Genomic DNA, 20195 nt, shown 5'->3' with positions numbered 1-20195 from the left:
CCCTTCCCGGTTCCCAAAAACTGAAAGAGGAGCAGACCCGCGGTAAATCCGCCGGTCACTCCCTGATCCATACATACGGTACCCCTATGCTTGGTCTCACTATAGCTGCCATTGTCACCGTCGCGGCCGGCTATCTGATTGTCAAGCGCGCTTACGCCCCGGCAGTGCTTCTTGTCGCGGGCGTGGTGCTGCTTGCCATTGCTGCTTTCGGCGATATCGGCCTCGGACTCGGCCTCAAAAAGAGTTCCGGTTCCATTTTCTTCGACATCTTCCTTGTCGTCGAAAATGTCATGTCCACGACTCTCGCGAAACTCGGTCTCTCCATCATGTGCATGGCGGGCTTCGCGAAATACATGGACCGCGTTCATGCGGGCCGCGCTCTTTATGACGTTGTGGGCGGTCCCCTGAAGTACGTGAAGTCTCCCTATGTCCTCGCCGGCATGGGGCTCATCGTGACTCAGATCGTGGGTCTCGCGATCCCGTCCGCCGCAGGGCTTGCCCTCATGATGATGGTGACCCTCTACCCGGTCATGATCCGCGCGGGCGTCCCGAAGATGACGGCTGTCTGCACAATCGCAGCAAGCCGATTCTTCGACCTTGGACCGGGCTCCGCGAACTGCCTTCTCACCGCGAAAACCGCGAATATCGAATGGGCGGATTACTTCTTCCACTGGCAGATGCCCATTTACCCGTTCATGCTGCTCTCGATGCTGATCTCCATGTACTTTGCCCAGCGTTACTGGGATAAAAAGGAAGGCGTTGAGCCGCTGACGGCTGAAGAAATGGCCGCGCTCGAAATGGATGAAAAGAAAGCTTCTGAAGAAGCCCGGATCCCGAAGATCTACGCTCTCCTTCCGATGCTCCCGCTCTTCATCCTGCTGCTCTTCAACCCGGTGGTGCTCGGCCAGTACGGCATCAACGTGAAGGTCGGCGTCCCGACCGCGATCGTGCTCTCCGTGATGGTTGCCATGATCTTCGACGTTATCCGTACGCGGAACGTCATGGACACCATGGACGGACTCCGTGAGTTCTTCAAGGGCATGGGCAACGCGCTCACAGTCGTGATCTCCCTCATCATCGCGGGCCAGGTCTTCGGCAAAGGCCTTATCTCGATCGGCGCCATCAAGACGCTGATCGATGGGGCACAGTCTGTCGGCCTCGGCGCTATCCCGATGGTGCTCGCCATGGCGCTCGTGATTGGCATCGTTTCCTTCCTGATGGGATCCGGAAACGCGCCTTTCTTCTCGTTCGCTCCGCTGATTCCGGAAATCGCCGCCCGCTACGGAATCCACACGGCAACGATGCTTCTCCCGCTGCAGACGATGACCGGCATGGGCCGCACGATTTCCCCTGTGACCGGCGCAATCGTCGCTGTGGCTGGACTCGCGAACGTATCGCCCTTCCGTGTTGTTAAGCGGAACGCTATACCGCTCGCTATCACCACGGTGGTCTATCTCATCGCAACGTTCGTGATCTTCTACTGATCCGAAATCTGAACAGAGGGGCCGGGAAACAATCCGGCTCCTCTTTTCTTTAGGAGACGAAATTATGGAAGAACCGCTTCAGGCCGGTCTCGCCCGGTTTATTTCGGGCTGCAGTCTGGAAAAGATCCCTGAAAAGTTCAAGGCGGACGCTAGACTCCGTATCCTTGACTGGGCGGGCTGCGCGATCGCCGGCGCCCATTACCCACAGACCGTGATCGCCGGCAGGTATCTCAGCTCGGTCGGCGGCGCGGCGGAATCCACCGCTATCGGACTTGATGACCGCCTTCCCGCCCGATCCGCCGCTTTTCTGAATGGGGTGGCAGGTCACGTCTGTGAGCTCGATGACGGACACCGCACAGCGATCGGGCACCCGGGTTCAGTCACGATTCCGGTGGCCCTCGCACTGGCAGAAAAAACCGGCGCGACAGGGGCTGATTTTCTGAAAGCCGTCATCATTGGCTACGACACCTTTGCGCGTCTCGGACGGACCGTGAATCCCTCGCACTATAAAACCTGGCACACCACAGGAACTGTCGGCACAGTTGCGGCTGCGGCCACCGCGGCGAGCATTCTCGGCCTTAACGAGGAAGCTGCCAATAACGCGATCGGACTCGCTGCCACAATGGCAGGCGGTCTCATCGAATCATTTGGCTCCCACGCCAAAGCCCTCAATATCGCAGAAGCCTGCCAGAACGGGATCGATGCGGCGCTTCTCGCACAGTCCGGCTTCACCGGATCACACTCTGCACTTCTCGGGAAGAAGGGGTTTGTAGCCGCCACATGCTCGGATCCTCATCCGGAGAACCTGGAAAATCCGTCTGAGGAAACACTGGTTTCTGATACGGCTTTCTTTAAGGTGTATGCCTCCTGCGGTCACACGAATTCACCGCTTGACGCGCTTTTCAGCCTGATGAAAAAGCATCCGCTTGATCCGGATACCATCCGCTCGGTACGCGTGAAAACCTATCGTGTCGCTGTGGATGTGACCGGCGCATTCCGATATGGCACGGAGGATGAGGCGAAATTCTCGCTTCCCTGGTGCTTTGCCGCGGCAATCACGGATGGAGCGGTCACCCTGTCTCAGTTCACGCCTGAAGCGAGAGCCGATGAAAGAAAGCTCGCGCTTGCCAGAAAGGTTGAAGTGACTGAGGATCCTGAAGCTACGTCACTTTTCCCGAGACGCGTCGCCGAAGTCGAAGTAACGCTTTCGGATGGAACCGTTCTCTCGGAAAAAGTCTGGAATTCAAACGACGCCGCGGATCCCGCCGTCATCCGGCAGAAATTTGTGTCTGCTGTGCAGAAAACGCTGGGTGACGAGGGTGCTGAGAAAGCGGCAGACCTGCTTCTCGCCGCAGATTCACTTTCAGGTGTTTCGCCGATTGCTCAGCTGATCAGCGTTGCCTGAGATCAGAAACTTCGCTTTTGGATCCGGCACCTGTGCCGGATCTTTTTTGATTTTTCACCTTGGCTGGCAAAGTAAAATAAGCAAATCCTGTTTAACTCAGAATCTGAAACCTGCTGCCAGCCATGCACTATCGAGTCAATCTGAGAGATCTCCCGAACGGCAGTGTCGAAGCGACCTGCCCCGATATCCCAGCCTTCTTCACGGTACAGCCGTCACGCCCTGAGGCGCTTGACTTCGTCAGAGAAAACCTTGCCTCCGCTCTTCAGACCTACCGGAAAAAACACGAACCGATACCAGTCACCTCAGACCGGAGCGCCACCTGCCTTGTCTACCTGCCTGTCCGTGTACAGGCGAAGATTATTCTCTGGAATTACATGCTGAAGAACCGCTGGCGGCTTTCGGATCTCGCCCGTCTTCTTGGTGTCACCCAGACGCAGGCTCAGAGACTCGTAGATCTGGATCGGGATCTCGCCAGCATGGAAGCGATTGAAGACGCTTTCCGGGCCATCGGAGGCGCTTTCTCACTTTCTGAAAAAAATCCCGGAGCTCGTTAAACGGCTCCGGGAATCAAGATCACAGCCGATTCTCCGTACTGCTATCCCCCGATAACGGAGAACCGGCAAATACATCATCATCCGCAAGATGAAAATGCATCTGGGGAGAGCCACGTTGCGGAGCGCTCCCTTCGAAAAGCATTCTACTCCTTTTTACCTAATTCTTAAAGGTGGTATGACACAAAATTCTCGTTCCTTAGATGAGAAAGACCGCTTTGGGACAGGTAAAATGATGGGGTTTTCTTATAAGGAGCAAGCCGATGGCCACCAATTCCGCCCCGGAACGGAATCACGAAAATGAGATTTGGAACCCTTGGGCCGCATTGTGGCTGTCCATTATCTTCACTCCCGTTTTCGGCACCATGCTGCAGGGAACCGATCTGAGGCACATCGGTGACAAGGAAGGCGCGGACGCCGCTTTTCTCTGGGAGCGTTTCAGCATGATCCTGCTCGCCATCGCGGCCATCATTCAGCCGATCGCCGCGATCCGTCCGGGCTGGGGCCTGACGCTTTTCATCGTAGACATTGTGCTGCTTGTCGGCTGGGCCGCAACCTGCGGCTTCCGTCACGCGATTCGGATCCGCGAGGCTCAAAAACTCTCCAAGCGCCTCGTCAGCGTCCCGACCTCAAAAGCGATTACCTTCGGTGTTCTCGGTCTCGCCGCCTGGACCGCGCTCTTCTACATCGCCAAGATGTTCTGGCAGCTGATCGGCATCATTCCGTATACCGACTGAGAAGGCGGACGCCGCAGGATGACAAAAACAGCAAGGGAAATCGGGCAGAGTCTTTTCCCGGCACCGGGCCGCGAGAAACTGATGCGCGATCAGGGAGTCCTCGAACTGCTGGAAGGGACGCCCGGTGCTTCGACCCGGCGCTCAGCCGAAGCGATCGAGGACTATGCCCGTGCCGCCGCAACCGGCGACACTCAGGCGCAGTACGAACTCGCGAAGCTCCTTGTCTCAAGAAATACTCTTTCCACGGAGAACCGCGAAGCCGTCAAGTGGCTCCGCAAGGCCGCAGCCCGGGATCATGCGGCAAGTGAAGCGCTGCTTGGGCTTCTCTACGCCCGGGGTCAGGGTGTTCATCCCAATCCTGAACGCGCGGTGGAACTCTTCCATACAGCAGCTCTGGCAGGAAACGCCGACGCTCAGTATCACCTCGGGGTTGCGATGGAACACGGCTTCGGAACACCTGAGGATCCTCACGGGGCTCTCACCTGGTACCGCCTCGCCGGTGCCCAGGGGCATGTGCTTTCACAGCTCAAAGTCGGCAAATGCTATGAAACCGGAATCGGCTGCCGGCCGGATCCCGTACAGGCTGCGCTCTGGCTTCGCCGCGCGGCATCCCAGGGTTACGCGCCGGCTCAGCTCGAGCTCGGGCTTTTCTACGCGAATGAAAAAGAATCCCGGGGAGAAAACCGGGAAAAAGAGGCTGTGCGGTGGATCACGGCAGCCGCTTCTGACGGCCTTCCCGATGCCCAGTACCGTCTCGCTCTTCTCTACGCTATCGGCCGGGGCGTCGCGGCGAACCCCGCAAAGGCGATCAGCTGGGCTAAGGCCTCCGCCTCCCAGGGCAATCCGAATGCCCTTCTCTTTCTTGCCTCCGCACTGCAGCGCGGAGACGGTGTGGAGCAGAACATCGCCTCAGCTCTCGCACTGACCCTTCGGGCTCAGGAGCAGACAGACGGTGAACTCGGACGCGATATGATCGGAGCGCTCGAAGCTGTCGCCTCCCCTTCCGAACGCAGCGAAGCACAGAAGCTTTCCGCCCGCTATCCGGAAGACTCAGCGCTTGTCGCGGCCCTTTTCTAGGCGGTTTGCGGGCATTGTTCTCGGTCAAACACCGGATTACTTTTGACGCAGGGCATTTTTTTGCTGTTTTTCCAGCTAAAACCCTTATTTAGCAGGCGTTTCTGAGGTTTTTCTGTGTTCAATTGCGGTTTTTTCAGCTAACATCAATTCAACACCTGCGTTTTTCGGTGTGGACCGCTTTCCGGGCGGAAACCGCTGATTTCAGGCGATCCGCTTTCGGCTGACAGCTTAAAGTCGATGTTGATCTCTCGAGCGTCCTGCGGCCCTGGTTCATTTTGTATTTTTTCTAAAAATCAGCCGGCCGGGCATTGGCCCAAAGCTGCCGGTTAAAGGAGAACCGCTTATGAATCGTCAAGAGCTCGTTGAAAAGATCGCAGCTGCCGAAGAACTTCCGAAGGCCAAAGCCGCTCGCGTTCTGCAGACCGTTCTCGATGCTGTTGTTGAAACCGTCAAGGCCGATGAAAAGCTGACGCTGGTCGGCTTCGGTACGTTTAAGCTCCAGGCCCGCCCCGCCCGTACGGGACGCAATCCGAGCACCGGCGCTCCGATCAAGATCGCCGCTACCAATGTGCCGAAGTTCATCCCGGGCGCTGCTTTCAAGGCTGCTGTCAACGCACCGAAGAAGAAGGCTCCTGCCCGCAAGGCGAAGGCCCGCAAGTAATTCTGTACGAGGAGGAGCTTGTCCTCCCGTCTGAACAGCCCCCGGATGTGATTCCGGAGGCTGTTTTTTTATGGTCCGAATGTCGGATTTTACTTACCGAAGAAAGAGCCAACGCCTTTCAGAAGTTCACCTGCCTTGCTCGCCGCACCGCCCGCGGACTGAAGATCCAGCACGTTACCGACCTGATCGCGGACCTTTTCCCGCAGCATAAGCGAGGTCACGGTTTCCATGGCGTCAATGGAGCCATTCTTCGGATCCGTGAGAAGCACCTGAGCCGCTTCCTTCGGGCAGGAATGAAGAAGAAGCGTCGTCAGCGTGCTCTTCATTTTCTGCGTCACCGCCTGGGTCTTGGCCTGAGGAATCGCCTGGACGCTCTTCGCGGCATCGGTCTTTCCGATCGTCACATAAGCCCACTGAATCAGCTGGGTTTTCTGGTCAGGCGTCGCGTTCCGGTAGAGACACTCACCCAGCGCCTGGGAAGAGGTTCCGGCAGCAAAAGCCTGCGCCGAGGCCCCCGCGAGCGTCATCATCAGAGCGGCGCAGGCGGCCGCAGTCTTCAACGTTTTCATCAGATTCTCCTTTGCCCCGGAGACAGCGCCTGAATCCGCTAGGACAGACTGAAGAGCGCGCGCAGTTCGCTCGTGCTCATATCGCCCACCCAGTTCTCACCGCTCGACACCGCGAGATCCGTTATCCGGCGCTTTTCCGTCAGCATTTCGTTGATTCGTTCTTCAAACGTTCCCTCAGTGACGAAACGGTACACCAGCACATCGCGCTGCTGACCGATACGCCAGGCGCGGTCACTTGCCTGGCTTTCCACCGCAGGGTTCCACCACAGATCGTAATGGATAACGACGGAGGCGGCAGTGAGATTGAGACCGGTTCCGCCCGCTTTGAGCGACACAAGAAGGATATGGCTGTCAGGATTATTCTGGAAGTCATCCACCATCACTGCGCGGCGCGCGACACTTACCCCGCCGTGCAGGAACTCAGGTTTCCGACCGGTCTTTTTCGCGATCCACCCCTGCAGCAGTTCTCCCATTTCCCGGTACTGCGTAAAGACGAGAACTTTTCTTCCGTTTTCACGGCACTCATCAAGCAGTTCAAAAAGTGTTTCCGCCTTGGCGCTGTCCGGTGTCTCAGACCACTGTTTGTTGTACTGAGAGGGAGAATTGCAGATCTGCTTCAGCTCCGTGATGAGCTTGAGAACCAGCGCCCGGCGCTTCACCTGCTTATCGCGGCTGTTCGCCTCAGCACGGCTGATCGCATCCAGATTTCTCGTGAGAGTTTCCTGGTAGAGATACGCCTGCTCGGGGAGCAGCGTCGTCATAACATCCTGCACAATGCAGTCGGGCAGATCGCTGATAATCGCTTTATCGGTCTTCATACGGCGAAGCATGAAGGGGGCGACAAGCTTTCTGAAAGCCTCGGCCGCCCGGGGATCATGTTCGTTCTCAATAGGAACCGAGAAATTTTCCCGGAAGTCGGACGCCGTGCCGAGAAGCCCTGGCTGCACAATCGAGAAAATTGACCAGTACTCCATCAGACGGTTCTCAACCGGTGTACCCGTCATAGCGATCACGCGATCCGCCGGAAAGGAGGAGGCGGCAGCATAGGCACCGGTTCCGGTGTTCTTCACGGCCTGGGCTTCATCCATCACCATGACGCGCCACGAGAGTTTCGAAAGCTGCTCGGAATCCCGTCTCAGCGTGCCGTAGGTCGTGAGAAGCACATCAGGGCGCTTATCCGGGTCACCCAGTTTCCGGTCCGATCCGTGATAAATCTCGGCTGTCAGATTCGGGGCAAACTTCCGTATCTCCCGCACCCAGTTTGTGAGCAGTGTCGCGGGCACGACCGCAATGACTTTCCCGGTCTTCAGTTCGCCTTCGCGCTTCAGTTCATCGAGCGCTGTGATCACCTGAAGCGTCTTTCCGAGTCCCATGTCATCCGCAATCAGCGATCCAAGCCCCAGGCGGAAATTCTTCATGAGCCAGGAGTAGCCGCGCTTCTGATACGGGCGCAACTCCGCCCGGATATCATCCGGCACCGGAATCTCTTTCTCGCGGCTGATTTCACGCAGCTTCTCCATGATGTCGCCCGACACCTGAACGCCGGCGCCTTCAATTTCACCGGTAAGAGCCCCTCTCAGGCGCTCGAGATACCCTGGCTTACGCTTCTGCTTCAGGCGTTTTTCAATCGCCTCGATCTCCGCCGGATCAAGCCACACATATTCATCATCCAGCTGAACAATCTCGCCCTTCTTTTCAAAGAGCTGCAGCGCTTCGGCTTCCGTCAGCTCCCGGCTTCCGATCGAAACCTTCCAGCTGAAATCCGCGAGCATCTCCTTCGTGAGGAAACGGCCGGCGGAACTCTTCACGGTGCCCGATATTTCAGCCGTCAGCTGCGGACGGAAAATCTTTCTCAGCCGCTTCGGCAGCAGCACCTGCGCTCCGAGCAGCTCAAGAGCCGGGCGGGCCTCAAAGAGGAACGGCTTCAGATCCTCGGGCACCATCGAGAACGGTTTCCCCTGACTCTTCAGGACTTCAGCGAGCTCGGGGCAGGCGCTCGTCAGCATCTGGAAACCCGCGATCACCGCATAGCGATCCCGCTCATACTCAGGATCGGTCAGGATCGTCTTCAGCAGAATCGGTTTTTCTCCGGCCTCATGCTTCGCGGGCAGAATTCCGAGATTCAGCTGGAGCGTCTCCCGGTTCCGGCTCCTCACAACCACGACCGGCACCCAGTCGGTCGGAAGCTGATAGAAGGAGAGCGGCCGGAGGTAACGGCTCAGCGTATGGATTTCAGAATCACAGGCCCCCTCTTCAAGACACCGGTAGCGGTCACCGAATAGTCCGGTGACAAGCTTCCCGCGGGCTGCCGCGTCTACTGCCTGCATGTGATCAGCAAAAGCCGTAATGAGAACCGTGAGAATAGCGAGGAAACGCCCTTCAGGGGTTGATTCCTCATTCTCGGGAAGCGTGATCAGCCGGACACCAAGCGACTCAAGCGCCGCGGCGCCTTCAAGCACAACACTCCGTACGGAATCCGCCGCGAGAGCCGGTTCCCAGACAAGCGTGCAGGCTGGCTTCTCAGCCTCCGGATGACGCACGAGCACCGGCACCACAGCGCCGTTCTTCATGAGGGCCAACGCGATGGTGATCAGCTGATACCAGACGGAGAGCCCGACAGAATGATTTCTCGCCTCTTCGTTTCCCAGCTCCAGCATGGCGTCAAAAAGCCATCCGGAGGCCCGCTTTTCAGAGAGCGGCCGGGGTGTCATGCCTTCAGAATAGGGGCGCACAAAGTCGAGCGAATCGTCGAACATCTGCACCTTCGGCACAACCGGCCCCCAGGATCCAAGAGGTCCCTTGTCAATGCGATCCCAGACATTCGTATGGCTTCCGCGGAGGGACCAGGCGTTTGACGCGCGCTTTGAAATCCGGTTCCAGACTTTCTTCAGCCAGTCGCGGCCTCCAGGAAAGAGCGCCGTTTCTTCCGGCAGCAGCTTCAGAAGAGAGGCGGAGAGCGGTTTCACAAGATAGAGCGGAACCGCCGAAAACGCGGTTTCCGCATCCTTCGCGCCGCCCTGCTTCGGCGCTACAGCCTCTTCAGGCTTCGCCTTCCAGCGAAGCAGTGACCGGGCGTCCGGAAGCTCAAAGCCCTCGGCCCGCTCCAGATCGACTCCCCGCTCCTTCAGCGCTTTTTTCAGATCAAAGCCCTGGAAACTCAGCACTTTCAGGGGATCGGCATCAATTTCTCGGACGATGGCAAGGAAGGCTGCCGCAATGTGCTTACAGGGCACCGCGAAATCCGGGCAGGTGCAGGTGAGACCGAATTCGCGCCAGGATTCCGGAAAGAGCCTGAGTCCGGCGGCCTCTGCGACGTCCGCGACGCGGGGCTCCAGCCTGTCGTCGACAAGGGAAGAAATAAATTCCGGATCTTTTGCGACAAGATCCGTGAAGCGGGCAGCCGCCTCCCGGTCCACCCGGGGAAAACGGATTTTCACGGTATAAGGTCTCAGCTGCGAGCCCTGAACCTTCGCTGTGAAAAGCAGTTCCTTCGGATCGAATTCACTTGAGAGAACATGACCCGTCGAAAAGTAACTCCGGCCGCGGGGCAGCCGGTTTTCGTAGTCGAGGAGCGTCAGTGAATCGAGCCACTTCTTGCCCCACCAGGTTGTTCCAAAAGGAATACGCGCCATGCTTATAAGCTCTCTCAGATTCCGGAGAAGGCTCCAGCCCTCGAAAATAAGGGGGAGCCGAAATCGCTATATTTTACTCGCTTGGCCTCCTGAGTTCCGGATATTCCGCACTACGAATGATGTTCCCGACACCCCGCAAGGCTTCCCCGACTGCTTTCACTCCCGCGGCTACAATGGAACAAAGACCCTAACCTAAAAAAAAACATGTCTACGATAATTTTCCCATCACCCCTTTTCGGCCCCGTTCACAGCCGCCGTCTCGGCATTTCTCTCGGTATCAATGTCTGCCCGGGGGACGGCAAGATCTGCTCCTTCGACTGCATTTACTGCGAGATCGGCTTCAATGCCGACACGCGTCCGCATCAGAAGATGCCGAGCCGGGGGCTCATCCGTACGATGCTCAGGGAAAAGCTCGAGGAAATGAAAGCCGAGGGGAAGCTCCCCGATACGCTGACCTTCTCCGGGAACGGCGAACCGACCGGTCACCCTGAATTTTCTGAAATCGTGGATGACGTTCTGAAGCTCCGTGATGAGTATTGCCCGAAGGCGAAGGTCTCTGTCCTGACAAACGCCTTCCTTATCACGCGTCAGCCCATTTTTGACGCGCTTCTCAAGGTCGACAACGCTGAGCTGAAGCTTGACACCGTAGATGAGGAATACATTGAGCGGGTTGATCGGCCCAATGCCGCTCTGCATCTCGATAAGATCCTCGAAGCAATGGAACGGTTCGGAAACCGCGCCATCATTCAGACGATGTTCCTTCACGGATCTTTCGACGGCAAGCGGGTCGATAACGTCGATGAAAAGTATGTCGGTCCCTGGCTGGACGCAGTTGAAAAGATCGGACCGAGACTTGTCACGATCTATACGATTGACCGCGATACCCCGGCGCATGACCTGCAGAAAGCAACGCATGAAGAGCTTGACGCGATCGCTGAACGTGTCCGGGCCCGGGGCCTCACCTGCCAGGTCTCGTACTAGCGCGGCCGCTTTACTCCGGTACTGACTTTGTTCCGGAGAAAACGAAAAAAGCGTTCATCTTCCAATGACGAACGCTTTTTTCTATGCCGGAAGAACGGGGGAACTCTCAGTCATCCCCGTCATTATCAATAAAGAGGCCGGTTCTCTTACCCTTCTTCGCGGCTTCGAGCTCACGCTTCTCCTGCAGGGTAGAAAGCACACGGTTATCGACACCGGAGGATTTTTCGAGAATCGTATTGGTTTCACGCTGCGATTCTGTCCAGTATTCGGCATTCGTGATACCGAGTTTTGCCGGATCAAATGTCGGATCAAGCCCCAGGTGTTTCTGTTCCTCATAATCCCGGAGGCACTTGAAGGCGATTCCCTGAAGCAGCAGAATCGCGATGAAGTTCACCCAGGCCATCATCCCGATGCCGATATCACCCATGGCCCAGGCGAGATCCGCGCTCTTCATTGAGCTGTAGGCCGTGCCCACGAGGAAAATGACGCGCAGCACGAAGATTGCGGCGCCCCGCTTCGAGCCGCGGAAAAGGTAAACAATATTCGTCTCCGCCTGATAGTAATAAGCAACGATCGTCGTAAAGGCGAAGAAGAAAAGCGCAAGTGCCACAAACGGGGAACCCCAGCCCGGCATCAGCGTTTCGACAGCGGCCTGCGTGTAGGCCGGTCCCACTTCCACGCCCGGCAGATTATTCACAATTGTCTGCCCGTTCGGACCGATCACGTTGTAGCAGCCCGTGAGAAGAATCATGAACCCAGTGGCCGAGCAGACAAAAAGCGTATCGATATAAACCGAAAACGCCTGCACGAGACCCTGCTTCGCCGGATGAGAGACGGCGGCGGCAGACGACGCGTGAGGACCGGTACCCTGACCGGCTTCATTGGAGTACAGGCCGCGCTTCACGCCCCAGGTCACCGCGGTGCCCAGCATGGCGCCGAACATCGAATTCACGCCGAAAGCGGACGAGAAAACCAGCTGCAGCATCGCGGGGAACTTGTCGATATTCACGCCGACGATAATGAGAGCCGCAACGATATAGATCTGAGCCATGAACGGAACCACCACGACCGTGAACTGCGCGATACGGGTAATGCCGCCAAAGATAATGAAGCAGAGAAGCGAGATAACAAAAACCGTTGTGACCGCGGTGTTCAGTCCGAAGGCGTGCGTAAAGGCGCTCGTGATTGAGTTGCCCTGAACGCCCGGGCAGAGGAACCCTGCGGCAAGCACCGTCACCACAGCGAACAGCACAGCAAAAGGTTTGCTGTGCAGGCCCTTCTCGATATAGTAAGCCGGACCGCCGCGGTATTCGCCGTCGATATTGACCTTGAAAACCTGACCAAGCGTTGATTCAACAAAGGCGGATGACGCCCCGAGGAAGGCCACAACCCACATCCAGAAAAGCGCGCCCGGACCGCCAAAACAAATGGCCGTAGCGACGCCCGCGATATTGCCGGTACCGACCCGGCCGGCGAGCGTCATGGTGAGTGCCTGGAAGCTCGAAATACCGACTTCACCCACTTTCTTCTGGAAGAGAAGCCGGATCATTTCGCCGATCAGTCTCAGCTGAAGGAACCGGCCCCGAACCGAAAACCAAAGGCCGCCAAGAAGACAAAGCGCGACCAGCGCGGGCGACCAGACAAAGTTGCTCGCCTGAGTAATAAATCCTTCCATGGAATATCCCAAAAAACGTAGTCTGAAGGAGGAAACAGACTATTTCTTAATCTGAAACGGAATTTTTCTTTAGAGGATACCGCCGGATGACACCCTTAGGCGGAAAGCGTCATCACTTTTTCGTGTACCCCGTTTTCCCTTATTTCAGGAGGGATACCTTCACAGGAATTTCACAAACCCGTAAATTTTGCTAATGTACCGCCTCGGAAAAAAACGGACAGAACCTCTATCCGCTAAAAAAATAAAGAAGAAACAGGTTCATCAATCATGACACTCACGCCTCGCGATAAGCAAAACCTCAAAACCTTCGGCTACGGCGTTCTCGCTGTGCTGGCCGGCGGCCTCATCTATCTGCTCTGCCTTGCGGCCTGTTTCTGGCAGTCCCGCTACGGGGTTGAGTCTGAAACCGCGATCGAGTGGGTACAGGACATCGTGCTGCTGATCTCAATGGGCAGTTTCTTCACCCTGGCGAAACTGATCCCCGAGGAGCGGGGAGGCATCCTGCTGATGGCAGGCTTTATGACATCACTCTTCATCCGTGAGCAGGACGCTTATTTCGACTTTATTTCAAAGAGCGCCTGGCAGATTGTTCTCGCGGTCTTCCTCGTGATTCTTTTCTGGGGCGTCTGGAAGCGGGGGCTGTCGGAAGCGCTCGAAGGCGTCGCGCATTTCGTCCGCTCTCAATCCTTTGTCGCCATGATCGCCGGTCTCGGTATGCTCCTTGTCTATTCCCGCCTCTACGGCTCTGGCCACCTCTGGTCTCTCTTCATCTCAGAAGAAGGCCCGAAGTACATCGCGAAGCGCCTTTCTGAAGAAAGCACAGAACTCCTCGGCTATGCGCTGATGTCCATTTCTGCCATCTCCTACTACGTGGAACGCATCAAGCTGCACCGCTGAAAACCGCGTAATTCAGGCGTCTCCGCAGTTTCGGGTTAAAAAAAAGCCTTCGGCCGGGAGCGGCTGAAGGCTTAAAATATATAGGAGACTTGCCAGAAGCAAACCATGAGAAGGGAGCCAGAGAACCAGAATTGGCGCCCTTTCAATACTTGAGTACTTTACTCGGAATTAAGAAAAATACAAGACTGGCAGGGAACCAGATACAATTCTTTACACTTGCAATTAATACTCATTCTCATTTATGCCGAATGATTTTCTCTATCCGGTGCCGGATCTTGCACTCGGGCAGTTTCATCGGGTTGAGCAGACCATCAAGCGAAGCCGCTTTATCTGCACAGCGGCCCATGTCACATCTCCCGAAGAAGCGAAAGCCTTTATTGACCAGATACGGGAAGAATTCTCTGACGCAAGGCATAACTGCTGGGCGTTCGCCGCTGGCGCTCCCGGCGCCACCGCCCAGGTCGGAATGAGTGATGACGGCGAACCTCACGGCACCGCGGGACGCCCCATGCTTACCGTGCTGCTTCACTGCGGGGTCGGTGAAATCGCGGTTGTGGTGACCCGTTACTTCGGCGGCATTCTGCTCGGTACCGGCGGTCTTATCCGCGCGTACCAGGGAACCGTGAAGTTCGCGCTCGAAACACTCCCCACCGCGGAGCGGCTCGTCACCGTACCGCTCCGCGTCACGATCGAGCATCGCTACGTCACGCAGTTTCTCAGACTTCTTCCGCAGTACCGGGCCAGCATCTCAGAATCCAATTTCGGCATGGACGCGGAGTACGTTCTCGCGATTCCCCGGGACGCCATCCCGGCGCTGACCAAGGATCTGACGGAACTCACTTCAGGCTCTGTCCTTGTGGAGCCGCCAGAAGAAGACTGACCGGCATGCCGGTCTCCCAACAAAAAAAACCGAACCGATCTGACATCGGTTCGGTTTTTGTTTCTCTGCCCGAAAAACGGTCAGTTTCCGGCGATTCAGCCTTTCAGCGCGCGGAAGAGATTGGACAGCGCGCCAGGTTCCTGCGCCTGCGCCTCTTTCTTCGTCGCTACAGCGGAGGCTGCCTTTGCGGCGATACAGTCGTTCTTCGCCGTGCAGGCTCCCATCGCGTCAATCACGGCGCCGCGGAATCCGCGCTCCTCAAGAACACGCACCGCTTCAATCGTCGTGCCGCCGGGGCTCGTCACCTGATCCTTCAGTTCACCGGGATGAAGCCCGCTTTCAAGCACCATCTTGGCTGCGCCCTGAACCGCCTGAGCCGCGAATTTATAGGCCTGCGCGCGCGGCATTCCGTCACGCACGGCACCATCCGCCATCGCCTCAATCAGCATGTAAACCCAGGCGGGAGAAGCGCCGCTCACCGTGCCGGCTGCCCCCATCAGGGATTCGGGAATCACTTCGACACGGCCGCAGGTCGCGAAAAGAGCCTGAACCCATGCGAACGACTCCTCAGACACCAGATTATTCGCGCAGAGCGCGGTCATCCCCTCACGGACGAGCGCCGGTGTATTCGGCATCGCGCGGACCACCTGCACAGGCTTTCCGAAAAGCGATTCAATGAGGGCGATCGACTGGCCGGCTGCCACGCTGACAATCAGAGTATCCGTGCCGACGACCGGGGCAATCTCATGAATCACATCAGCGAGCTTAGCCGGCTTCACCGCGAGAATCACACATTCCGCGCGCGCGACGTCCGTGTTGTCACCCGTCACATTGACACCGAGCTTCTCTGTCTTATCACGGTCGGCTTCAGTCCGATTGGACGCCACAATGTCGTCCTTTGTGATCAGACCGGACGCGAGAATCCCTGAAAGGATCGCGCGGCCCATGTTGCCCGCGCCGATGACACCGAGTTTCATGCCTTTACTCCTGAAAAATACGTATCAAGAGTGTATCCCATTGCTTCTGATAAAAGCGAGACGCCCGGTCAGCGAAGATCAGGCCGCTGCGGCCTCATCCTCTTCCTCGGTTTCCATACCCGCGGGCGGCTTCATCGCGCAGCCAACCTTCTTGCCATGAGCCTTCAGGTAGCCGCTTCCCCAGCGGTACATCGAGGCGAGAATCGGATAAATGCTTTCCCCCTGCGGAGTCAGGGAATACTCAACCCTAACTGGCACTTCGGCATACACATGACGGTGCACCAGATGGTCATCCTCAAGCTCACGGAGCTGCCGCGTGAGCGTGCGGGGTGTTGCTCCGGTCACGATCCTCGCGAGCTGTGAAAAACGCATGGGACCTTCCATCAGACGCCAAAGAATCAATGCCTTATATTTCCCGCCGATCAGCGACAGGGTCTTTTCAACCGGGCAGTATGGCGTGTCATCCACATCATTCATCAGCCCTTCCTCCCGGGCGATCTTCTCGCACACCGGGCATCCGTACTTGTCATTCTTCGCGTTCAGAGTCATTTATTGATATCTCTTAGAATACTTGGTTTCATTTATATCGTTATTGCTATTTTAGCATTAAGTTCTAAAATGTCCATTACATGAAAATTGATAGGAACCCTGAAAGTGAAAAAACAAAGGTTCAATGTCACTGGCATGAGCTGTGCGGCATGTCAGGCCGCTATCGAGCGGACAGTCGGAAAAATGGACGGCGTGCAGAGCGCTGTCGTGAATCTGCTCGCGAACACTCTTACGACTGAGTACGACGAGACCAAAGTCACGAACGAAGCCATCTGCAGCCGGATTGCCCAGATTGGCTACGGAGCGACGCCGGAAGGCGCCGCTCCTGAAGCCAAGACAAGTCAGGAGAAAAAAGCTGCTGAAGAAGCCGCGACGCGATGGCGCGCCCTGGTCTGGTCCGCCATTATTTCCGTGATTCTTATGGTTCTATCCATGGGATCCATGCAGGGCTGGCTTCCGGAATCTCTCTCCGGCACCCGCGGCGCCGTCCCGGTTACGCTCACGCTATTCATCCTCGCGAGCATTGTGCTTCTGATTCAGCGTCATTTCTATATCAACGGTTTCCGTTCCCTCTTCAACGGTCACCCGAATATGGACGCGCTGGTCGCGATCGGCTCGAGCACCGCCTATCTGTTCGGGCTGGTCTCGCTTTACCTGATGGCATTCGCCTCCGCTGATGGCAATACAGAGGAAGTCCGCCGTCTTTTCGGCAACCTGTACCTCGACTCCGCCGCTATGGTGCCGACGCTCGTTTCTGTCGGCAAATATATGGAGTCGCGCGCCAAATCAAAAGCAACGGAGGCTGTCACCGCTCTGGCGAAACTTCGTCCCTCAATCGCCACGGTGATCCGTAACGGCGCTGAAGTGACTGTGCCGATTGACTCCGTGCAGGTGGGGGATCTCCTCGCTGTCAAAGCCGGTGAAACCATTCCGGCTGACGGCCGTGTGAAGACCGGCCTCGCCTGGGTGGACGAGTCCGTTGTTACTGGTGAATCGCTGCCGGTTGAGAAAACTCCGGGCAAGGAAGTGACTGGAGCATCTGTCGCGAAATCCGGCCACCTCACGGTTGAAGTCACCCGGGTCGGCAAAGATTCAACGCTCTCCCGCATCATCGCGCTTGTTGAGGAAGCGACTTCCACCAAGGCACCGATCGCGCGCCTCGCGGATAAGGTCGCCGCGATCTTTGTCCCGATCGTGATCGGTATCGCCCTGGTGACCCTGATCGTGTGGCTGGTTCTCGGCAAGGATCTTTCCTTCGCTGTCACGATGGCAATTTCGGTTCTCGTGATTGCCTGCCCGTGCTCGCTTGGTCTCGCCACGCCTACCGCCATCATGGTCGGTACGGGGCGCGCCGCCCGCCTTGGGATTCTGGTGAAGGATGCGAAGTCACTCGAACTGATGGGCCGCGTGAAGACTATGCTGCTTGATAAGACCGGCACGCTCACACAGGCCAGGCCCGTGATCACCGATCTCATTCCCTCTGACAATTCGGACCGGAATGAACTCCTGCAGCTCGCCTCTTCAATTGAAAAGCTTTCCGAACATCCTCTCGGCCGCCCGATCATTGAACGCGCCGCTGACGTTGGCCTCGCGACTCTCCCGCTCACGGACTTCATGCAGGTGCCGGGTGCCGGCATCCGTGCCACCGCGAACGGTGAGCTGCTTCTGGCCGGCAATGCCCGTCTGATGTCCGAACTCGGACCGGGACTCGGTGAGAAGGAAAACGCGCTTTCTGAAAAGCTCTCCCTTGAAGGAAAGACCGTGCTCTGGTTCTCGCTTGGGAAGCGGATTCTCGGCGCTATTGCCCTTCAGGATCCTCTGAAGCCCGACGCGAAAGAAGCAATGGCCGCTCTTCATGAAGCCGGACTGCGCCTCGTGATGCTTACCGGTGATCAGGAGCTGACGGCCCGCGCAATCGCGCGCCAGGCCGGAATCGACGAGGTCCGAGCTGGTCTGAAACCTGAAGACAAGGCCCGGATTCTTGAGGAATTCCGCAAGGGAGGCAACCTTGTCGCCATGGTGGGAGACGGTATTAACGATGCTCCTGCACTTGCCGCGGCGGATGTCGGTATCGCGATCGGCACCGGCACCGATGTGGCCCTCGGGTCAGCGGACATCGTGCTCTCGCAGAACCGCCTCACCGGGCTTGCGGACGCCCGCCGGCTCTCCCAGGCCGTCATCCGGAATATTCACCAGAATCTGTTCTGGGCCTTCATCTACAACACGCTTGGCATTCCGATCGCGGCCGGACTTTTCTATCCGTTCGGAATTATCCTGAACCCGATGGTATCCGCCGCAGCCATGAGTCTCTCGAGTGTCTGCGTGGTAACCAATGCGCTCCGGCTTCGCTTCTTTAAGAGCGCTTTCCAGAATTCCGAGTCTACGGCCGCCCCTAAGGCTGCCGCCTCTGAAGCAATCCCGGCAGAGCCCAAAGCCTGCCCTGTTCTTGAACCTGAAACTCCTGAAGAAAGGAACTCAACTGAAATGGCTGATACGAAAACCCTGAATCTCGCTGTCACCGGTATGTCCTGCAAGCACTGCCAGGCTCACGTGAAGGAAGCTCTCGAAAAGGTGCCGGGTGTCGCCTCCGCGGAGGTCGATCTTGAAGGCGCCAAGGCCTGTGTGAAGGCGGATGACTCCGTCACGGCGGACGCCCTCGTGAAGGCAGTGGAAGCTGCCGGATACGGCGCATCTCCCCTTGAAGGAAAGACTGTCACGCTTCCCGTGAAGGGCATGATGTGCGGTCACTGCCAGGCGCGTGTCAAAAAGGCGCTTGAAGGTGTCGCCGGTGTAACGTCGGCTGATGTGGATCTCGAGGGCGCCAAAGCCACCGTTGCCTGCGGCACCGGTGTTTCCGAGGATGCTCTGAAGAAGGCAATCGTCGACGCCGGCTACGAAGTCGCCTGATCTTTGCCTCATCTCTCTCGCATCTCAGCCGGAGGCTGCGGCCACAGTGTCCTGCCCCCGGTTAAAATAGCCGGAGCGAAACCCCTCCTTTCCATGGGAGGGGTCGGTTTTTTAGGAGCTCTGACTTGATCCGGATGCGTCTTTCCAAAGCGGCCTTTGCCGCTCTTTCCGCAGCACTTCTCGGCGGCTGCGCTGTTACCCCTCCCCCGAATCACTATGTGGAACCGACAGAAGGGAAAACCGCACTGATGCGAGTCGGCGGTGAAGGCATGATTGCCGTCAGAACGGTCACCAAGGACGACGCCGACTTCTGCTACACCTGGGACGGGAAGCATAACCAGGTGCTGTACTATCTCGACGGCATCACGAAAAAAGCTCCTGCAGATCTGCCGAACCAGGGAAAGTCACTCGGACTTCCGCCTTCGTCCGCCACGGTCCGTTTCCCGGATAAAAACCGCTGGGCTGAAATCCGTATTCCGGCCGGTCAGGAAATCGAGATCCAGTACTCTCTTCCGTATGATCGGGTCCCAGGCAGCGCACCGAAGATCAAACTCGGACCTGATGACGATATGCCGCAGGACACCGGCGCACTCTGCCGTGCGGGCTTCCGCTTTGTCCCCGAGCCGGGGAAACAGTATCAGGCGAACTTCTCCTGGGGAAAAAATCTGGGGCACTACAGCTGCAGCGCCATCTTCACTTCGCTTCCTGATAACAAGATTGTCCGCGTGAATAAGCTCGATCAGTGCCACATGATCGACTACGACAATCTTCTGAAGTTTGACGGATTCAACAAGTAAGACTGACGCCACTCTCTGAGGAAAAATCACCAATGAAAAAGACGCTGATTCCCGTCCTGACAGCCGCCGCTGCCGCCGCTCTGCTCTCCGGGTGCGCATACCCGGGTGTTGAACTGGATACCCAGGTTCAGCAGAAGCAGGTTCTTGGCGAAATCTACGAACGCACCGAAACCTGGCCCTTCGAAAAGAATCCGATGCGGGTGAAGGAAGCGACCGTGCAGCATGCGGAAAATTTCTGCGCCAAACGCGGCATGGGGATCCAGCCGCTCGATCAGACGATTTCCTGGGGCGTTGAGGACGCGTCCGGCAAACTGACCAAAGGCGCCTCGGTGTGGCTGCAGTTCAAGTGCGTACAGGCGATTGACCCGTCCGCCGAACTCTGATCCGCTCTGACGGATCGCGTTTTCTAAAGGAGA

17 protein-coding genes are annotated in these 20195 nt (G+C 57.2%); 12 read left to right on the top strand and 5 right to left on the bottom strand.

The window, feature by feature from the left end:
* Nucleotides 1-86 precede the first annotated feature (86 nt).
* The 6 genes from dcuC to M4NBBH2_RS06050 all read left to right on the top strand — a co-directional run bounded on the left by dcuC (nt 87) and on the right by M4NBBH2_RS06050 (nt 5915).
* Nucleotides 87-1484 (top strand): C4-dicarboxylate transporter DcuC, encoded by a 1398-nt coding sequence (gene dcuC / locus M4NBBH2_RS06075; protein WP_116270121.1) that lies wholly within the window; start codon nt 87-89, stop codon nt 1482-1484.
* A 64-nt stretch (nt 1485-1548) separates the two neighbouring features.
* Nucleotides 1549-2889 carry an MmgE/PrpD family protein gene (locus tag M4NBBH2_RS06070; RefSeq protein ID WP_116270120.1) on the top strand — a complete coding sequence of 447 codons (1341 nt, stop codon included), beginning with the start codon at nt 1549-1551 and terminating at the stop codon, nt 2887-2889.
* Between the two features lie 122 nt (nt 2890-3011).
* A complete protein-coding gene (locus tag M4NBBH2_RS06065) occupies nt 3012-3443 on the top strand; it encodes a type II toxin-antitoxin system HicB family antitoxin (protein WP_116270119.1) in 432 nt (143 codons plus the stop codon).
* A gap of 260 nt (nt 3444-3703) precedes the next feature.
* Nucleotides 3704-4177 carry a hypothetical protein gene (locus M4NBBH2_RS06060; protein ID WP_116270118.1) on the top strand — a complete coding sequence of 158 codons (474 nt, stop codon included), beginning with the start codon at nt 3704-3706 and terminating at the stop codon, nt 4175-4177.
* A gap of 18 nt (nt 4178-4195) precedes the next feature.
* Nucleotides 4196-5254 carry a tetratricopeptide repeat protein gene (locus tag M4NBBH2_RS06055; RefSeq protein ID WP_116270117.1) on the top strand — a complete coding sequence of 353 codons (1059 nt, stop codon included), beginning with the start codon at nt 4196-4198 and terminating at the stop codon, nt 5252-5254.
* Nucleotides 5255-5597: 343 nt separating this feature from the next.
* Nucleotides 5598-5915, top strand: a complete 318-nt coding sequence (locus tag M4NBBH2_RS06050) for an HU family DNA-binding protein (protein ID WP_022443090.1) — start codon at nt 5598-5600, stop codon at nt 5913-5915.
* Between the two features lie 89 nt (nt 5916-6004).
* On the opposite strand, the gene M4NBBH2_RS06045 is transcribed toward M4NBBH2_RS06050, so the two are convergent.
* Entirely contained in the window at nt 6005-6484 is a 480-nt protein-coding gene (locus M4NBBH2_RS06045) for a hypothetical protein (RefSeq protein ID WP_116270116.1), read from the bottom strand.
* Nucleotides 6485-6522: 38 nt separating this feature from the next.
* On the bottom strand, nt 6523-10116 hold the full coding sequence (locus tag M4NBBH2_RS06040) for an SNF2-related protein (RefSeq protein ID WP_116270115.1): 3594 nt from the start codon (nt 10114-10116) through the stop codon (nt 6523-6525).
* A gap of 204 nt (nt 10117-10320) precedes the next feature.
* Here M4NBBH2_RS06040 and M4NBBH2_RS06035 point away from each other — a divergent pair, with 204 nt between their 5' ends.
* The gene (locus M4NBBH2_RS06035; protein ID WP_116270114.1) at nt 10321-11097 is read left to right on the top strand and encodes a radical SAM protein; all 777 of its coding nucleotides are present in this window, start codon (nt 10321-10323) and stop codon (nt 11095-11097) included.
* 106 nt (nt 11098-11203) lie between these two features.
* On the opposite strand, the gene M4NBBH2_RS06030 is transcribed toward M4NBBH2_RS06035, so the two are convergent.
* Complete coding sequence (locus M4NBBH2_RS06030) at nt 11204-12772, bottom strand: alanine/glycine:cation symporter family protein (RefSeq protein ID WP_116270113.1); 1569 nt, start codon at nt 12770-12772, stop codon at nt 11204-11206.
* A gap of 267 nt (nt 12773-13039) precedes the next feature.
* Between M4NBBH2_RS06030 and M4NBBH2_RS06025 the strand changes: the two genes are divergently transcribed.
* Both M4NBBH2_RS06025 and M4NBBH2_RS06020 read left to right on the top strand, forming a co-directional pair.
* Nucleotides 13040-13669: a hypothetical protein gene (locus M4NBBH2_RS06025; protein ID WP_116270112.1), complete on the top strand. Its 630-nt coding sequence runs from the start codon at nt 13040-13042 to the stop codon at nt 13667-13669.
* 241 nt (nt 13670-13910) lie between these two features.
* Nucleotides 13911-14549, top strand: a complete 639-nt coding sequence (locus M4NBBH2_RS06020; RefSeq protein ID WP_116270111.1) for a YigZ family protein — start codon at nt 13911-13913, stop codon at nt 14547-14549.
* 95 nt (nt 14550-14644) lie between these two features.
* Here the strand turns inward: M4NBBH2_RS06020 and proC are convergent, their stop codons facing one another.
* Together proC and M4NBBH2_RS06010 are read right to left on the bottom strand one after the other, a co-directional pair.
* Complete coding sequence (gene proC / locus M4NBBH2_RS06015) at nt 14645-15526, bottom strand: pyrroline-5-carboxylate reductase (protein ID WP_116270110.1); 882 nt, start codon at nt 15524-15526, stop codon at nt 14645-14647.
* Nucleotides 15527-15604: 78 nt separating this feature from the next.
* On the bottom strand, nt 15605-16075 hold the full coding sequence (locus tag M4NBBH2_RS06010; protein WP_235005548.1) for a winged helix-turn-helix transcriptional regulator: 471 nt from the start codon (nt 16073-16075) through the stop codon (nt 15605-15607).
* 105 nt (nt 16076-16180) lie between these two features.
* Between M4NBBH2_RS06010 and M4NBBH2_RS06005 the strand changes: the two genes are divergently transcribed.
* The 3 genes from M4NBBH2_RS06005 to M4NBBH2_RS05995 all read left to right on the top strand — a co-directional run bounded on the left by M4NBBH2_RS06005 (nt 16181) and on the right by M4NBBH2_RS05995 (nt 20162).
* Nucleotides 16181-18982, top strand: coding sequence for a heavy metal translocating P-type ATPase (locus tag M4NBBH2_RS06005; protein WP_124944084.1), 2802 nt, complete (start codon nt 16181-16183; stop codon nt 18980-18982).
* A gap of 125 nt (nt 18983-19107) precedes the next feature.
* Nucleotides 19108-19779, top strand: a complete 672-nt coding sequence (locus M4NBBH2_RS06000; RefSeq protein ID WP_116270108.1) for a hypothetical protein — start codon at nt 19108-19110, stop codon at nt 19777-19779.
* 32 nt (nt 19780-19811) lie between these two features.
* Nucleotides 19812-20162, top strand: a complete 351-nt coding sequence (locus tag M4NBBH2_RS05995) for a hypothetical protein (RefSeq protein WP_116270107.1) — start codon at nt 19812-19814, stop codon at nt 20160-20162.
* Nucleotides 20163-20195: the final 33 nt, after the last annotated feature.

The sequence above is a fragment of the Mesosutterella multiformis genome (genome assembly GCF_003402575.1).
GTDB classification, from domain to species: domain Bacteria; phylum Pseudomonadota; class Gammaproteobacteria; order Burkholderiales; family Burkholderiaceae_F; genus Mesosutterella; species Mesosutterella multiformis.
Note: the sequence above shows the minus strand (reverse complement) of the source record. Positions and strands in the feature narration are given on the sequence as shown.

Coding starts and splice junctions, on each gene's coding strand:
- dcuC (WP_116270121.1), top strand. CDS start 87: ATGCTTGGTCTCACTATAGCTGCCATTGTCACCGTCGCGGCCGGCTAT.
- M4NBBH2_RS06070 (WP_116270120.1), top strand. CDS start 1,549: ATGGAAGAACCGCTTCAGGCCGGTCTCGCCCGGTTTATTTCGGGCTGC.
- M4NBBH2_RS06065 (WP_116270119.1), top strand. CDS start 3,012: ATGCACTATCGAGTCAATCTGAGAGATCTCCCGAACGGCAGTGTCGAA.
- M4NBBH2_RS06060 (WP_116270118.1), top strand. CDS start 3,704: ATGGCCACCAATTCCGCCCCGGAACGGAATCACGAAAATGAGATTTGG.
- M4NBBH2_RS06055 (WP_116270117.1), top strand. CDS start 4,196: ATGACAAAAACAGCAAGGGAAATCGGGCAGAGTCTTTTCCCGGCACCG.
- M4NBBH2_RS06050 (WP_022443090.1), top strand. CDS start 5,598: ATGAATCGTCAAGAGCTCGTTGAAAAGATCGCAGCTGCCGAAGAACTT.
- M4NBBH2_RS06045 (WP_116270116.1), bottom strand. CDS start 6,484: ATGAAAACGTTGAAGACTGCGGCCGCCTGCGCCGCTCTGATGATGACG.
- M4NBBH2_RS06040 (WP_116270115.1), bottom strand. CDS start 10,116: ATGGCGCGTATTCCTTTTGGAACAACCTGGTGGGGCAAGAAGTGGCTC.
- M4NBBH2_RS06035 (WP_116270114.1), top strand. CDS start 10,321: ATGTCTACGATAATTTTCCCATCACCCCTTTTCGGCCCCGTTCACAGC.
- M4NBBH2_RS06030 (WP_116270113.1), bottom strand. CDS start 12,772: ATGGAAGGATTTATTACTCAGGCGAGCAACTTTGTCTGGTCGCCCGCG.
- M4NBBH2_RS06025 (WP_116270112.1), top strand. CDS start 13,040: ATGACACTCACGCCTCGCGATAAGCAAAACCTCAAAACCTTCGGCTAC.
- M4NBBH2_RS06020 (WP_116270111.1), top strand. CDS start 13,911: ATGCCGAATGATTTTCTCTATCCGGTGCCGGATCTTGCACTCGGGCAG.
- proC (WP_116270110.1), bottom strand. CDS start 15,526: ATGAAACTCGGTGTCATCGGCGCGGGCAACATGGGCCGCGCGATCCTT.
- M4NBBH2_RS06010 (WP_235005548.1), bottom strand. CDS start 16,075: ATGACTCTGAACGCGAAGAATGACAAGTACGGATGCCCGGTGTGCGAG.
- M4NBBH2_RS05995 (WP_116270107.1), top strand. CDS start 19,812: ATGAAAAAGACGCTGATTCCCGTCCTGACAGCCGCCGCTGCCGCCGCT.